Below are 16,531 nucleotides of genomic sequence, written 5' to 3' on the forward strand. Positions count from 1 at the left end.
ATGAATATAGAGAAATTATTATCGGGTTTGGTTGAAGAAAAAGTCATTAATGATATCATCGGAAATATTGAACAGTTTGAATATGTGCCGATTAAGAACCTTGGGGTAGATTCTTTAGCATTAATGGAGCTTGTATTAAGAATTGAAGAACAAGCAGGAATTGAGATTGATTTTGATGAATTTGAAGTGGATTCAGTTTCCACACTAAATAAAATTAGTCATTTTTTCAATCAAAGTGAGGAATTAAAATGATCAATAGAAAAAAAAATGTTATTCTGATTTTTTCTGAAGATACTAGTACTCAATATTTATATGAAGCAGCAAAAAAAATAGGCTATCAACCAATTTTTATTTATCTCTCGGAAAAAGATATTGATTCTTCATATCCGTATCTTGTTTTAGATATTTTCGATAGTGATACACAAAATATTGTTAACATTATTGAAAATCAATATGGGGAAATTTTTGGTATTGTTTCTTGCATAGAGCAATTGACCAATAAAGTTGCTTTGATTGCAGAAGCAATGAATATTAATGTGAATAATACGAGTACTTATATGACACTGAGAGACAAAACGTTGATGAAATCTACATGGTTACAAAAAAATGTAAAGACACCTCAAATGTTTTTTGGAAAAACTATTGATGAGTTAACGTCTTTAACGCTCGAGTTTCCACTGATTGTGAAACCAGTATTTGGTGCAGGGAGTGCAGGCGTAAAAATCGTGAGTACAGAAGTTGAATTAATAAATCAAATCAAAAAAATTATTCGTTTTAATAAAACAGTTCTCAATAAAGAGGCTGCTCAAACTAGCGGCTATCTTATTGAAGAGTATATCAATGGAAGAGAATATTCCGTTGATACAATTTGGATAAATGGTGAACCAATTATTGATGGTATTATGTCGAAAGGAACACCTGTAGGACCAAACTTTCCAGATAGACTGTACTTTACAGAAGTAGATTTAGATCAAAAAATTAAATCTGATATTCTAAGTGAAGCTCATAGCGCAGCTAAAGCATGTCAGATAGAAAATGGTGCGACACATACCGAATTAAGACTAGACGAGAAAAATCAACCGTACGTAATTGAAGCAGCTTTAAGACCAGGAGCTGGAGGATCTTTTTATCAAATTTTTGAAAAGACGTCGGGGGAGCCTTACTATGAAATGTTACTAAAATCTTATATTCCTCAGGAAATTATGCGTATCAAAAAATACCGAAGAGAATGGAAACCTATGGAAAACCTTTTTTGGTACAATGTCAGTTATAAAGGACAAGGTAAAATTAAAGAGATTAAGGTGGGGGAGAAATTAAAACATGAGGCGATTGACAAGATTTTTCTTAGAAAAAGAGCTGGTGATTATATTGCTGCCGAGGGAGAGTCATTTTCTTATTTAGCTTGGATAACAGGTTGTTTCCCAAGAGATATGCCTAAAAAACAGTATTTTGAATTTTTGGAAGAGTTTGAAAAAGATATCCAACTTAGCTTTTATTAAAAAGGTGGTATAGGAATGACTAGAAGAAAGTATTATAATGATCCACAATTTTTATTACCAATGGGAATGCTTATTTCGAATATTGGTAATGGAATGTATGTATTAGCAGTGGGAATGATTTTATATAATCAAACAGGGAAAACATCGTCGTTTGCTTTAATCCTTGTCCTAGAAGCAGTGTTGGCTTTTTTGACGCAGTCTTTTGCTAGTATTGCAGCTGATAATGGGCGAGCAAAATCAGCTGCTGTTATTTCCGAGATATTAAGAGGAATAATTATTGTAATAGCAGGCTTTTTTTCAATGCTAGGAATAACATCGTCATTAGTCTTTGCCGCAACATTATTGAGTTTACTAAGACCCTTTTATAGAACTTCAATTTTTACAATAGGCCCTTTGATAGCGCATGATTCTGATTTAGCTAAATACAATGCAAGAACGTCAACCTACCAGCAAATAGGTCAATTTATGGGTGCAGGATTTGCAGGAATTATTATTGCGATTTTTTCACCATATGTAGCTATTTTCATTAATGGTATATCTTATTTTTGTTCAGCTTTTTTCGTGAAAATTTCATATATACCCAATCAACAAGAAGAGTCTATTTTAGAATTTTTTAACAATTTTAAACTATTTTCTCCTAAGAACGTTTTACATGATTGGAAAGAAATGATTCTTCATTTAGCTAAGCATAGAATTATCCTTTTTATTGCCCTCATTGGTACGATTGATTTTGTTATTGTTTCTTTTATTAATTTAACATATGCACCGTTGCTATCTTTTATAAATGTAGGAAGTAGTTGGTTATCCATTTGGGACTCTTTATTTGCTATCGGAGCAATAATTGGGGTTAATCTATTTGGACGAAACGAAAAGATTCATCATACGTTTTATATAGCATTAATTGCTTTGTCTATTGAAGGTATAGCGATTGGCTTACTAGTTATTGATCAGAAATATATTATTTGTGTTGCAATGTTATTGCTAGGAATTACTAATGCTATATCAGTATCTATGTTTAGCTTTACATTACAAATGAAAAGCAAACAGGAGTTTATGGGAAGAGTATCTGGTATTCGTCAAATGTTGATTTCATTTTCAACTACGATGTTAATACCAGTACTATCTACGACTATTAATATGAACTTTAAAAAGGGGATCATGCTTATGACAACAATTATTATTATTTGTGTGCTTGTTGCTTCATTTCTCTTACGATCTATTATTTTTAAAAAAAAGGGAGTCAATGATGTTGATTAAAGAAATTGAGTCTACAGTTAAACGTTTCCCAGATAAAGCAGCTCTTGTTGATGGAGAGATAGTAATAACTTATAGAAATTTATTAAATTCAAGCAGAGGAATAGCTGAATTAATTACTAATACTCAATACAATAAAATTGTTACTTTTACTTGTGGATTGCTGTTTGATCACGAGGTAACAAGTATTATTGCAATGATCGGCTGTCTATATGCCGAATGTACATATATACCTATTGAAAAAGGCGATCCAATTGCAAAAATTGAAAAGATAATTTTAACTGCAAATCTTGATATGATTCTAACAAACCAACTAAGTGAAGAAAATACAAACTATTTTAATAAAATCTTTCCCAAACTAATAATTGTAGATCTTGCCACTTTTGATTTATTTAAAAATCATGATATATCTTTTAAAAAAAGCTTAAACTGTGAAGAGGTTTATCGATTACCTACTTCGGGATCAACAGGTCATCCTAAGTATGTTTGCCAAACTTCTTTTGCAGTTGATTATTATGTTAAAGAATATATTAAAAATTTGCACATTACTGCAAATGACCGCCTAACACTATTTTCAACTCTTAGTCATGATGCTTCTGTTGTAGATATCTATACTTCACTTTATTCTGGGGCAACTCTATATTTGTGTGATTTAAAAAATATGAAAAATATAATGTTATTAGATAGATGGCTCAAAAAAAATAAAATTACTATCTGGCATAGTGTCCCTACTTTCTTTAGATATTTTTTAAGAATCCACCAGAAAAAAAATCAATTAAATCATTTAAAAGTTTTTGTTTTGGGTGGAGAAGCTGTTTTGAAACATGACTATTTAAAAGCTGCTGAATTGTTCCCAGCAAAACCAATATATGCTTTATATGGACAAACAGAGTCTTCTTACTGCTCTGGTCAATATCTGACTCATGTAGATCAGGTAGGATGTTTGGGTATTGCAAATAGATGTTTGGATTATAGACTAAAATTAGAAAATGGTGAAATATATCCTGTTGAGAATTATCATACAAAAGGTAAAATAGGTGAGCTTGTATTGGATTACAAAATACCTGTAGTTGGGAGTTACTTTAAAAATAATCAAAGAGCAGAACCAAAAAGTATATATAGTACTGGTGATATCATTGAAGTAAGGGAAGCTGGTCTTTATTATATTGAACGAAAGGATACACAAGTAAAAGTTCGAGGCCATCGAGTACAGCTGGCTGAGATTGAATCGGCAATTTTGTCTTTTTTTCCAAATATAAAAGAGGTAATTGTTATTCAATCTAAAAGATCTTCCGGTGAACCTAAGATTATTGCTTGTATTGAAAGTACTATAGAATATAATTGCGTTGATATCAATGAAAAATTGAATAAAGTATTATCGTCCTATATGTTATTGGATGGTGTTTACTTATTTGATTATGGAGAACTTCCTAAAAAAAACACTGGTAAACTTGATCGGAAAAAGGTATCCAAAATAATTTGCAACTTAAAAAATGATGTAGTATGACGCTAAAATAATTTCTTCAACATTACATCTATTTTTTAAATTAATTTATAAACAGGTATATATGGATGGGGATGAAGAAGTTGAGAAGTGAAATATATTTGCTGGAAAAAAATATCAGCAAGGAAAATCAAAGGATTTACTTTAATCAATTAATAAAGTGTAAAAATCCAAAATTCTTTTCTAAATCGTATTCGGGAAACTATGCGGCACTTATAACTTCATCTATTTGCCCTGTATCAATTGATATTGAAAAAAAGAAACCTCTAACTCATGAACAGATGGATATTTTTATATCATTTATGTTTAACTGCAAAGATTGCATCAGCTATTCAAAGGCTCAACAAGAAAATTTTTTTAAACTATGGGGGATAAAGGAGGTGTATTCAAAGTATTTTGGAGAAGGATTGTATATTGATTTTAAAGAAATTAGTATTGAACAGGACGAACTCAATCGTTACAAAGTATCTTATAAAAATAAGAACCATGTAACGGTGAAGATAGTCGAGCAAAATAATTATGTTGTTGCGTATATTTGTAATCATTTTAAGGGAGAAAAATAAAAATGGAAATAAAAATGACAGAAGTTCAAAAAGCGTATCTTTTAGGGAGAAATGAATCTTTTGATGCAAAGACTGGTACTCATATGTATTTGGAAGTTAAGTATCAAGGAGATATTCAGAAATTTCAGGACGCGTTAAACAAAGTAATACAAGTACAACCGATGTTGAGAGCAAAAATAAAAAATATGGAAACATTTGAAATTGTCGATAACCTTAATTATGAAATGATGGTTTATTCAAAATCTAGTGATGAAATGAAGAGTTTTAGAGAAGTAACAAGAGAAAGATTATCACATAAATTATATCAATCCAGTGAGTTTCCATTGTACACTTTTGAAGCAGTAAAAAATATAGAAGACCCCAGTAAATATATAATTTTTATAAGCATAGATTTATTAATAGCTGATGGTCTAAGTTTGTTTCAGTTGTTTGATGACATAAAAAGGACAGTGAAAAATGATCGATTAAATTTAAAAGACGTGTCCGACCTGCTTTTAGAAATAAATGACTCATATTTAAATTCAAAAAAGTCTGCAAGGTATGAGAAAGATAGAGAATATTGGAAACAAAAGATAGAGACCTTGCCAGATGCCCCAAACTTATTAGTGAAAGAAGAAAAAGTCAGCCACAGTAAATTTGCTAGAAAAGAACATATTTATACAGCAGAGAAGCTTTCAAAACTAAAAGAGATTGCTGAAAAAAGAAAAATATCATTAAATTCGCTCTTTTTAACTCTTTATAGTACAGCTCTGCAACAATGGTCTGAAAATAAAGAATTTACAATCAATGTTACTACATTTAAAAGGCCAAAAGGAGAAAAATATTTATCGGTTATAGGGGATTTTACTAGTACAGTATTAGTTCCAACTAATGTTGATGTCAATAAAACGATTTTAGAGAATACGATAGATATCCATAGAAACATCTTTTCAAGTTTCAGACGATCTTCTTTTGAAGGAATTGAAGTTTTAAGAGAATTAAAGAAGCATGGACGTCAGCCTTCAATGTCATATGTATTTACTTCTATGTTATTTGATTTTGATAAATTTGATGAATTAGGTGAAATAGACTATTGGATTTCGGAAACACCTCAAGTGTATCTGGATTGTCAAATGAAAATAGTGAATGGAAGCTTAAATATTAGTTGGGACTACTTAAAAGAGATTTTTGAAATCAAACAGATAGATGAAATGTTCCAGTTCTTTATTCAAAGTATTGATGGCTTTCTTTTAGATGAAGAAATTGATGTAAGAAATATATCAAAAAAACTCAATCAGTTGATCGAACAAAAGTATTCTAAATATAATTCAAGTCAATCAATTATCAAAAAAAGTACTCAAAGTATATTGTCAGCGTTTAAAACAGTAAAAAAAGAATTTCCTGAAAAAATAGCTTTTTCTGAAGTAGATGATTCAATAACTTTTAATGAATTAGACAGAAAAAGCGATGACTTGGCTGAAGTGATAGGTAGAGAAAAACAGCGATACGATTTAAAAAAAATTAGGATAGGAATAGTTGGTAAAAAGTCTATTAAAAGCACAGTTCAAATGCTGGCGGTAATCAAAACTTCAGATTCTTTTTGCTTTATTTCAGAAGATATGCCTGAAAATAGATATAGAAAACTGTTAAAAACGAGTAATATTCAGCTTCTGATAAAAGGAGAACGAGTCTTCAGAGCAGAACCTAGTTTGAGGTTAGAAAATGACTATCAAGAGATTTCACACGATGAACTTTATGTGATCTTTACTTCTGGAACAACTGGAGAACCAAAGGGAATATCAATTTCTGAGAGACCAGTACTTAACACTATCGATGATATTATTGAAAGAACGAGAGTAAATCAAGAAGATGTTCTTTTTAATGTTTCGGACTTGTCCTTTGACCTATCAGTGTTTGATTTGTTAACTCCGTTACTCTCTGGATGTGAAACCATTTTATGCCCAAGTACATCAAACTTGTATCCATTTAAAGAAAAAATTTTACAGGCAACTTTTTGGAATTCAACACCTGGGTTGGTGCAAACACTCTTATCAATTTTTGATTGTAAAATTATGAATATTAGAAATATATTAATGAGTGGCGATTTTATTCCAGCAGATTTGGTTTATCAAATCAAAGGAACATTTCTAAATGAAGAGTTAAATATTTTTAGTTTAGGAGGTGCAACTGAAGCATCTATCTGGTCAATTTATTATCCGCTCAACGATTTCTCTAACAGAAGAGTTCCCTATGGATATCCTCTAAGTAATCAGAGTTATTACGTTTTAGATCGAAATGATTGCTTAGTTAATAGCAACGTAAGTGGTGAATTGATCATTGCAGGTGAAGGACTAGCAAATGGATATTTGTTGAAAAATCAAAATCATGGTGTTTTCTATGAACATGAACAATTGGGTCCGATTTATAGAACTGGTGATAAAGGCTATTTAACAGATGAAGGATATGTCAATATATTAGGAAGAATGGAATCAGAGTTGAAGGTTAATGGATATAGAATCGATCTAATTGAGATAGAACATAGTCTATCATCTATCGAGGATATAAGTGAAGCTAAGGTTGTTGTCAAAGAAAATCAGAATGGGAAAAAGTATTTAAGCGCCTTCTATACTACAAACACTATGAATGAAATTAGTTTTGAAATATTCAGGAGCGAATTAAGAAAAGTTTTACCAACCTATATGATACCTGGCTCATTTACTCACTTAAATAAATTACCATTAACAAGTAATGGGAAAATCAATCTTAAAAAATTAAAAGAAATGGAACAAAAAGCTAGTCAGAAGTTTACTGAAAAAGAACTTGAACTTTTCGACTTATGGATGAAAGTAATTGATCTAGAAGAAAGTAACACTAGACTAACTAAAAGTGCAACATTTTTCGAAATAGGTGGTGACTCAATTAAATTACCTGAATTGCTTTATAAAATTAACAACAAGTATAATGTAGACATTACAATTGAAGAACTATTGAATCATTTTTCATTAAGTGATCAAGCTCGTTATCTTGAAAAAATAAAACAAGAAGATAACAATTTTAAGACAAATCAATTTTTGACACAATTAAAAAAGGGAACAAGTGAAAAAAGTATTGTTTTTATCCATGCTGGATCTGGAGAAATAGGAATATATAATGAATTAGCTAAGAATATTGATTTAAAATATAATGTATTCGCAATTAGATTCAAAAAGGATATTAAAAAATCTGCTCCTAGAGTAATTGACTTTACAGAATTAGCTAAAGAGTACAATGAATATTTAGAAAATTTCGAATCTATTGATTATTTAGGTGGTTGGTGTATTGGAGGAACAATAGCGTATGAAATATCTAAGATAAATTCAAAAGTAAACAATCTTTTTATGATTAATACGATGCCACCAGTTGAAAATAAAATACAAAAATTCGAATTTCAGTTGAAAAATGAACAACAATTTATTTATGAAACATTTGATTATAAAGTAGAGAGTGCTGTAAATACAGATGAGCTTTGGGAACAAATTATTCTTTTATTAGAAAAGAGACTAGACTTGATGCCCAAATTGTTAAAAATTGTACCTAATGAGTTAGCAAGACTAATTCCCTTTTTTGGTGAAAGTAGTCCACGGGAGCTAATTTATTATATCAATTTATTTAGAAGTTTTGAGACTGCAAGACATTTATATGAAGACTCAACGAGTGTTCTTAAAGACATTTTTTATTTTGGAGCTAAAGATGAAAAAATCCCTAAATATATACAGTGGAAGAAACATATCAATGGCAGCTGGAATGAAAATCATATCTCTGGGGATCATACTACTATCTTTGAAGGAGAGAATGTAAAAATATTAGCAGAGGCAATGAATCAGACATTTAGAAAAAAGGAGGAAAAACAATGACATACATCAATTTTAAAGAGGTCAGCAAAAAATACCAAGTAAGTGGAGAAGTCACGGTGAACGCTGTAAACCAAGTAAACTTTACGATTAATGAAGGGGAATTTGTTGTAATAGTAGGTGCAAGTGGAGCTGGAAAAACGACCCTTTTAAACCTACTAGGCGGAATGGAAAAAATAAGTTCCGGTACAATCGTTATCGACAATAAAGAAATCTCTTCACTAAAAAAAGAAGAACTAACAGAATATCGCAGGAATGATGTTGGGTTTGTTTTTCAATTTTACAACTTAGTCCCTAATTTATCTGCTTTGGAAAATATTGAGTTAGCTGCGGAAGTTTGTAAAGAGCCTCTTAATTCTCGTGAGGTATTAACTAGCGTTGGTCTTGATCAGCGAGCAGGGAATTTTCCAAGTCAGTTATCAGGTGGCGAACAACAACGCGTCTCTATTGCCAGAGCACTTGCGAAAAATCCTAAAATGTTACTATGTGACGAACCAACAGGCGCTTTAGATTCAGAAACAGGTAAAACGATTATCAAGCTTTTAGTAGACACATCTAAAAAAATGAATAAAACAGTGATTATTGTCACCCATAATGCGGAGTTCACTAAAATCGCGGATAAAGTCATTAAAATGCATAATGGAAAAATTGCAGATATTTATAGGCAGGAAAGTCCTTCAGATGTGGAGGACTTGGTATGGTAATGTCTCCTTTGAAAAAAATGTTTCTTCGTAGTTTTAAAAAGAACAGCATCCAGCTTCTATCAATTGCATTGATGTTGATTTTAGGTGTAGCGATCTATATAGGAATCGATAGTACTTGGAGAAGTTTAAATGACTACGTTGAAACGAACTATCGTAAAGAAAATAAAGCGGACATTGAAGTATTGATCAAGCCAACCAACAAAGATTTTTCACGGCTTGGTGAGTCAGAAAACATTAAGCAGCTCGAAGAGCAATTTCTAATAGAAGGGGCAATTATAGGTAGTGACGGCAAAGAAGTCTTAATTAACGGCGTAGATCAAGAAGCTAAACTCAATCAGTACACGATTGTTAAAGGGAAAAATTTAAACAAACAGAATACGGTTGTTATCGATAAAAGCTTCGCTGAAGCAAATCATTTAGATGTTGGGGACAAACTCACGATTGAAATAAATTCACTTGAGAAAGAGGTTTCGATTAGTGGATTGGCTGTAAGCTCTTCTTATATTTATATTACGCCAGATTCAACAACCGTGGTACCAAATCACGAAGATTACGGCTTTATCTATATGAATAAAAAAGACACGAAAAATTTTACACAAAATAATGCAATGACCAATAAACTCGTCATAAAAGTAGCAGATGGGAAAAATGTCGAAACAGTCAAAAAAGAAATCGAACAGAAATACGAACAGGAAATTATTAGTATTCTAGAGTCAAAGGAAACGTTGAATGATTTAGCTACTAGTCAAAAAGTACAACAATATCAATCAATAGGCAACCTATTTCCAATTATCTTTTTTGCAATTGTCATCCTAATGAGCTTCACAACAATGTATCGTCTAATCAATAAGGAACGAGCAATCATTGGAACGATGAAAGCGTTAGGTTACAGCAGTTTTAAAATAATTACGCATTATTTATTTTATGGTATATGGATGAGTATTATTGGTGTATTTTTCGGCGTTTTAATTGGTTGGAAGGTCATTCCTAATTATATCTGGCGATTTTTTAACGAGTTATTTATTTTTGATCATCCTGAAATTGTCATCAATGGCTACCAAGTGGCGATAATTACTGCGTTATCTGTATTTAGTACATGTGTTGCCACGTTGATTGTTTTTTATAATGTTGAAAAAGAGTCGCCAGCTTCACTTTTAAGAGAAAAGAGTACCACCAAAGGCTATAATATTTTGTTGGAACGAATCAAGCCTTTTTGGAATGGCTTAAAAACGTCCCAAAAGTTGACGCTACGGCAAATGTTTAGAAGTAAAATCAGAATGTCAATGACGATTATAGGAGTGGTTGGCTGCACGAGTCTTTTGTTATCTGCTTTGGGAATTAGAGATACAATTAATCATGTGGCTAGCTCAGTTTACGAAAAATCTTATTTATACGAAGAAAAGGCTTATGTAGCAAGTGACACAGATTCAAGAGAACTGTATGATAAAACTCGGAGCAATAAAGAGATAGAAGGACTTGAAGAACGACCATACTTTATTCTATCTGATAGTAAAAATAAGAGTGGATTGATTCATGTTATAGAGGATAGTAGTTCGTATATAAAGTTTTATGACGATGATAAACAAGTAAATTTATCAGAAGATCGTTTACTAATTACAAAGAAAACAGCTGAAATTTTTTCTTTAAATAAAGGAGATGCTATTCAGTTTAGAAATACTGCGGGAGATTTAGTGAAACTAAAGGTGACTGATATTGCAGAATTAAGTATAGGACAAGGATTCTACTTAACAAAATCTGCATGGGAGAAAGCTGATCAAGTATTTGTGCCGACAAGTTTCGTGGGCAAAAACCTAAAAACAACATTTTCAAATGATGAAATGAAAAAAATTGTCTTAACAAAAAATCAGGAAAATGACTTTTTGGGTAGCATGGGAAGCACCCTTTCGATGTCGATTTTATTGATATTGTCTGCTAGTCTGTTGTTGACTGTTGTTTTATACAATCTAGGCACGTTGAATTTTTCAGATAGAGAACGTGATATGGCGACTTTATCTGTTTTAGGTTTTAGATTTTCCGAACTGAAAAAGATTCTTTCGACTGAAAACATTATTTTATCTCTTTGCGGTATCATTATAGGGATACCTTTTGGGATTAAAATACACGAAAAAATCTTTTCTAATGCAGGAATGGGTGATGAACTTTATTTTAGACCAGTTATTGATCGACAGAGTTATTTGATTACGATTATTTTTACGATTGTTTTAATCATTATTGTGAATTATCTCTCCAATCGAAAAATTAATAAGATTAAAATGACTGAAGCGCTTAAGAGTGTTGAATAATAAATATTTTTGTATGATGATGTTTCAATAAACAGAGACAATTTAAGCAATTAAGAGTTGAGTAACGTTCTAAAACAGAACCTACTCAGCTTTTTTCTTATTAACTAAAACAATAAAAATATAATTTGACATTCCTCAAAAATAGCGTATGATAAAAACATACTGATTGAATGTTTTTTAGAAGGAGAGATCACAATGGCTAAAAAATATACAGCAGAGGAAGCTAAATCATTAATTCTAGACGTTTCAACACAACTATTTATAGAAAAAGGTTATGAAAAAACATCTATTTCCGATATCGTCAAAGGTTTAGACGGTTTAACCAAAGGAGCCGTTTATCACCACTTTGCATCTAAAGATGAGATCATAGATGCCGTCGTCAGACGATTTATTCCCAATGAAGCTGCCTTAACAGCAATCATGGAAAAAGATAAATTAAATGGATTAGAAAAAATTCAGGCTCTGTTATTTGAAGGAATGTTCAATAGTGAGGCCAGTCAGTCTCGTATCCTTAGTTTTACCTTGTTAGATAATCCTAAATTCTTTTCAATGTATATTCGGACGACGAATGAAATCATGGCGCCATTAGTAGAAACCTGTTTAATTGAAGGAAATAGCGATGGATCAGTCACAGTTGAGCAACCGAAGCAAATGGCTGAATTAGCGATCTTGATTTTAAGTACGTGGTTTATTCAAGCGTTGTTTCCAAATACAGTAGAGACCTTTTTTGAAAAATTAATGGCTGCCAAAACGATGCTTGAGAATACTGGAATGCCAATTATTAGCAATGCGTTTTTAGAGAAACTTGATCAACAAATTATGATAAAGGCGGCAGAATTAAATGATCAAAAAACTGAAAACTAAATCACTAGGTGTCAGACTATTAAAAGGATTGGGCAAAGTAATCTTAGGTATAATCACTATCCTAATTGTGTCCTTAGTGATTACTTTTACGATTCACCAGATAAGTTTGAAAAGTGAAGCAACACGAATTGAATCATATGGTGAGAAATTAAAAGTCTTTGATGGTGAGATGAACATTGTCGATGAAGGTGAAGGAAAGAAAACGATTTTACTTTTGCCAGGGCAAGGAACAGCTAGTCCTTATTTAGATTTTAAACCGTTGATCGATGAGTTGAAGAAAGAGTATCGTGTGGTTACGATTGAGCCATTTGGCTATGGATTAAGTAGCCAAACGAATCGACGTCGTAGTGTTAAAAATATCGTAGAAGAAATCCATCAAGTAGCCAAAGAACTGAACATTTCTAAATACACATTGATGGGACACTCGATTGCAGGTCTTTATGCAGTGAATTATGCTCAAGCTTACCCAAATGAAATGGAAGGTTTTGTGGGAATTGATTCCAGTACACCAGAACAGCCGTGGCCTGGTATTGATATGACCGTCTTTGACTTCTTAAAAACAGCAGGCGTCTTTCGAGCATTAATTAAAGTTAATCCAGAGAAGGGGTTAGGTGTGAGACAAGATAACCCTGACTTTGAACAGATTAAGTTATTGACGATGAAGAACATGAGTAGTCCTGCGATGAAAGATGAACTTCAAGAATTAAGCAATAGCTTCGCTGATTCTCGTGGCTTAACGTATCCAAAAAATATGCCGGTTTTATTATTTGTTGCAGATAATGATATGAATCAAAAAAATTGGCTTGAGATGCATCAAGATCAGGTGAGCGGGTTAGATAAAGGAAAATTGATTCAATTGCCAGGTACCCATTATTTACACCATACACAAATGGAAACAATCGTAAAAGAAACAACAAAATTTTTGGAAAACTGACAGATTTGAGGAATGACTATGAAAAAAATAGTTAAGGTTTTAGGTATTTTAGTCGGAAGTTTATTAGTAGTTGTGTTTCTTGTTTTTGTCGGGATTTACACAAATAATAAAATCCAACTACAAAACAAAACTAAAAAATTATTCCTTATGGTCAAGAAGTGGAAGTGGATAACAAATCTCTACGTGTTCAAGTGACGGGGTAAAAAAACAATGGTGTTGTTACTAGGTTTGTACTTGATTTCAATTACTAGCGAATGAGTTATGAAAAGATTATAAGGTTGTCATGGTGGAATATGCCTTAAGTGATGATACGGATAAGGTACGGTCAATTTAGTATTTAACGAATGAGCTTAATCAAGCGTGGAAGCAGCTGAATATCAGCTCATATCAATTGGTAGGACCTTCGATTTCTGCAGTCTATTCACTTGCTTATATAATGAGTAACTAAATGAAGTGAAAAGCTTTATTAGGATTGATAGTAGTTTGCCCGACCAAGGTGGAGCGGATGATAATCAAGGTGCGGCAATTAAGTTATTGAGTCAGAGAGGTATCTATCGTCTATTCTCTGAAATCGATCCGACCTTTTTAAATGCCCCTAAGCTATCGAAAGCAGACGCTGAACAATTTAAATATATTTTTTTGAAGAATATTGGCAATAAAGCGACCTTGAATAAAGGAGAAGTAGTGCAAGAGAACTTTTATAAGGTGGCTAAATTAACTTATCCAGCTCAGCCTAAGAGTACTTACTCAGTTTTTTGTTTTGATTCTATTTTTCTTAGTATAAATAAATTAATAGCGAGAATCAAGGCGAACAGAGAAAAAAGCGAGCAATAATTAGATGATCTAGTGAAGCATAAAATAAGTCAATTTTTTTCAGGCATTCTTTTAAGCTCAACCGCTTCAATCAGCGTTAAAACTTGTTTTGCCCATTCTATAGTATCTATATTCTTTTGCCAAATTCCATCACGAACTAAACAAACTGCATGGTAATAGTATCTATATACTGGTTTAGTCCAATTTTTAGCAATTGAAATTATCTTCAAACCACTATCATATGATTAGAAACCAGAAAGGTAAAAAAATCATCTAGATTAACTGGGAAATAATAAATCTGAAAAAGGAATTGATTTGTGTCACAAGCCATAATACAATGAAGGTAACAAAAAATTGACAGCGTTTTTTTATTGTAAATATAGAACTTCATTTTTTTTAAGAAGAAAAAAGTCAATATTTTATGAAAAGTAGGTGCAATTAATGACATCAACTAAAAACAAAAATTCTTTCAGCGTGGATAAACAAATCCCTTTTTCACTATCACAATCTGAAATTAAATTACCGCCAGCACTTACAGCTCGCTTTGATCTTTACCCAGAAAATAAACGACGTCCTGTTAATAAGACAGTATTCAAAAATGAGTACTTCCAATTAACCTATAACATGAAAGACAACTCGTTGAATATATCATCTCAAGGAGATCTCGTCTATTCAGCAATTCCATATGATACCGCAAGAAATTATATTCAACGTGCAGCGATTCAATATTTGTTGTATCCTGAAGCAGCTCGTCAATATATCGAATCGCATAAAAAAAATTTAGAAACGTATCTTAAGCTAAGTATCTTTCAAATAACAAACAAACGGGTGAATAGGAACTCTCCTAAAGTGGTTCAAGCGTATAATGCGATATTTGAAGATCCGTTACTTGAGATTCAGATTTTAGGACGTTTACTGCAGCATGATGAAACAGGAGCACTTTCTGCAAATCTTGCGGGGAAATTTTTATTTAGTGAAAATGTAAAAACAGGAATATCTGGCTATGTTTCAGAATATCTTCACTTTGCTGTTCAATTGACACAAGCCCTGCCGATAATGACTGATGGGAAAACTATACGACTATTAGAATCGGAGTTGCAAGACGATGTTATTGCAGATAACCATTTAACTTTTGAATCAGATATTGAAGCAGCGTTAGCTTTACTACCACAAGATGTAAAACAAACGATAAAAAATTCAATCGTGATCAGGAAACAAATTGTACCTGGAAATAATAAGTTACTCTTACGGTCAGAGTTTGGCAAGGAATTATCAGAGGTCAGAAAAAATTACGTGGCCCATAGTGTTGATCCTGGAGAATTGGAACAGTATTTTGAAAATGTTCTTCCAGAAGAAAATACAAACTTAATAAATGTGGTTTCTGACATTCATACAACGGCTGGAAAACTTCCGTTCATAAATAACAATTTTAATATCTTGGCGGGTGATTTACACGATTCTCATCTAGAAGAAGAGATTGAAGGACTCTGTGTTATAGGGAATCATGACTTAGTAAATGTACTGCCAAAAAGTGAGAATAAAGAAAATGAAGAATGGCAGAAATGGCGACCGTTTTTTAAATATGAGTGGTTTCAGGAGTTGGTGTTAAATCCTGATGATTCTTGGTACAAGTTACCTATCGGAAATCATATCTATTATGAATGTGTCAAAGCCGAACTCGAAAAGCGATTTCCTAAAATGAATGTGTTAAATAATAATAGTATCATCCATAAAGGCATTCGCTATATCGGATTAACAATTCCTGTTGCACTAGCGAAACGAAAAAAGAAACAACAAGCGTTTATCTTCAAGTCGTTAAAGTACCTACTAAATGAAGAGCATAGCATACCAACTGTGATAGTATCTCATGCACCGTTGTTTAATGAACTTAGTATGCTTTCTCAAAATAGTCGAGCTTATGAAAAAAACTATGTATGTTCAGAGCCCAAAATTATGGCGTTATTTGAACAATTTAATATAATTGGTGCTATTCATGGGCATCATCATATACTAGCATCCTCAGGGCGTTATAAAATTGTGAATTTTGCAGGCAAAGAGCTTTTTGTAGTGTGTTCAATTTATTCCAAAATGAATACAGGATTTGAGCTTACACATCTGCTTGAAGTGGAAAATCAGATAACAAGATAATTGTGTCTATGCATCTAGTAGCACATTGAGCGGACTTTCAAAAGGTAGAATTTTGGAAGTCCGCTCAATGATTTAT

General features: G+C 32.1%; 12 protein-coding genes. All 12 read left to right on the forward strand.

Annotation, left to right across the window (positions count from 1 at the left end):
• Positions 1–252 (forward strand): acyl carrier protein, encoded by a 252-nt coding sequence (locus I583_RS04485; protein ID WP_010763382.1) that lies wholly within the window; start codon positions 1–3, stop codon positions 250–252.
• A complete protein-coding gene (locus I583_RS04490) occupies positions 249–1,499 on the forward strand; it encodes an ATP-grasp domain-containing protein (RefSeq protein WP_010763383.1) in 1,251 nt (416 codons plus the stop codon). The genes I583_RS04485 and I583_RS04490 overlap by 4 nt, the downstream gene beginning before the upstream one ends.
• Positions 1,500–1,514: 15 nt before the next feature.
• Positions 1,515–2,756 (forward strand): MFS transporter, encoded by a 1,242-nt coding sequence (locus I583_RS04495; RefSeq protein WP_010763384.1) that lies wholly within the window; start codon positions 1,515–1,517, stop codon positions 2,754–2,756.
• Positions 2,749–4,260, forward strand: a complete 1,512-nt coding sequence (locus I583_RS04500) for an AMP-binding protein (RefSeq protein WP_167584563.1) — start codon at positions 2,749–2,751, stop codon at positions 4,258–4,260. Before I583_RS04495 ends, I583_RS04500 begins: the two co-directional genes overlap by 8 nt.
• A gap of 80 nt (positions 4,261–4,340) precedes the next feature.
• A complete protein-coding gene (locus I583_RS04505; RefSeq protein ID WP_167584566.1) occupies positions 4,341–4,820 on the forward strand; it encodes a 4'-phosphopantetheinyl transferase family protein in 480 nt (159 codons plus the stop codon).
• Between the two features lie 2 nt (positions 4,821–4,822).
• The gene (locus tag I583_RS04510; protein WP_010763387.1) at positions 4,823–8,692 is read left to right on the forward strand and encodes an AMP-binding protein; all 3,870 of its coding nucleotides are present in this window, start codon (positions 4,823–4,825) and stop codon (positions 8,690–8,692) included.
• The gene (locus I583_RS04515; RefSeq protein WP_010763388.1) at positions 8,689–9,393 is read left to right on the forward strand and encodes an ABC transporter ATP-binding protein; all 705 of its coding nucleotides are present in this window, start codon (positions 8,689–8,691) and stop codon (positions 9,391–9,393) included. Before I583_RS04510 ends, I583_RS04515 begins: the two co-directional genes overlap by 4 nt.
• Positions 9,387–11,696, forward strand: a complete 2,310-nt coding sequence (locus tag I583_RS04520; protein ID WP_010763389.1) for an ABC transporter permease — start codon at positions 9,387–9,389, stop codon at positions 11,694–11,696. Before I583_RS04515 ends, I583_RS04520 begins: the two co-directional genes overlap by 7 nt.
• 195 nt (positions 11,697–11,891) lie before the next feature.
• Complete coding sequence (locus I583_RS04525; RefSeq protein WP_010763390.1) at positions 11,892–12,560, forward strand: TetR/AcrR family transcriptional regulator; 669 nt, start codon at positions 11,892–11,894, stop codon at positions 12,558–12,560.
• The gene (locus I583_RS04530; RefSeq protein WP_010763391.1) at positions 12,538–13,494 is read left to right on the forward strand and encodes an alpha/beta fold hydrolase; all 957 of its coding nucleotides are present in this window, start codon (positions 12,538–12,540) and stop codon (positions 13,492–13,494) included. Before I583_RS04525 ends, I583_RS04530 begins: the two co-directional genes overlap by 23 nt.
• Positions 13,495–13,947: 453 nt before the next feature.
• Positions 13,948–14,328, forward strand: coding sequence for a hypothetical protein (locus tag I583_RS04535; protein WP_071865884.1), 381 nt, complete (start codon positions 13,948–13,950; stop codon positions 14,326–14,328).
• 420 nt (positions 14,329–14,748) lie between these two features.
• Complete coding sequence (locus tag I583_RS04545; protein WP_010763394.1) at positions 14,749–16,455, forward strand: metallophosphoesterase family protein; 1,707 nt, start codon at positions 14,749–14,751, stop codon at positions 16,453–16,455.
• The last annotated feature ends 76 nt before the right edge of the window (positions 16,456–16,531 follow it).

The sequence above is a fragment of the Enterococcus haemoperoxidus ATCC BAA-382 genome, assembly GCF_000407165.1.
GTDB lineage: Bacteria > Bacillota > Bacilli > Lactobacillales > Enterococcaceae > Enterococcus_L > Enterococcus_L haemoperoxidus.

Coding starts and splice junctions, on each gene's coding strand:
- I583_RS04485 (WP_010763382.1), top strand. CDS start 1: ATGAATATAGAGAAATTATTATCGGGTTTGGTTGAAGAAAAAGTCATT.
- I583_RS04490 (WP_010763383.1), top strand. CDS start 249: ATGATCAATAGAAAAAAAAATGTTATTCTGATTTTTTCTGAAGATACT.
- I583_RS04495 (WP_010763384.1), top strand. CDS start 1,515: ATGACTAGAAGAAAGTATTATAATGATCCACAATTTTTATTACCAATG.
- I583_RS04510 (WP_010763387.1), top strand. CDS start 4,823: ATGGAAATAAAAATGACAGAAGTTCAAAAAGCGTATCTTTTAGGGAGA.
- I583_RS04515 (WP_010763388.1), top strand. CDS start 8,689: ATGACATACATCAATTTTAAAGAGGTCAGCAAAAAATACCAAGTAAGT.
- I583_RS04520 (WP_010763389.1), top strand. CDS start 9,387: ATGGTAATGTCTCCTTTGAAAAAAATGTTTCTTCGTAGTTTTAAAAAG.
- I583_RS04525 (WP_010763390.1), top strand. CDS start 11,892: ATGGCTAAAAAATATACAGCAGAGGAAGCTAAATCATTAATTCTAGAC.
- I583_RS04530 (WP_010763391.1), top strand. CDS start 12,538: ATGATCAAAAAACTGAAAACTAAATCACTAGGTGTCAGACTATTAAAA.
- I583_RS04545 (WP_010763394.1), top strand. CDS start 14,749: ATGACATCAACTAAAAACAAAAATTCTTTCAGCGTGGATAAACAAATC.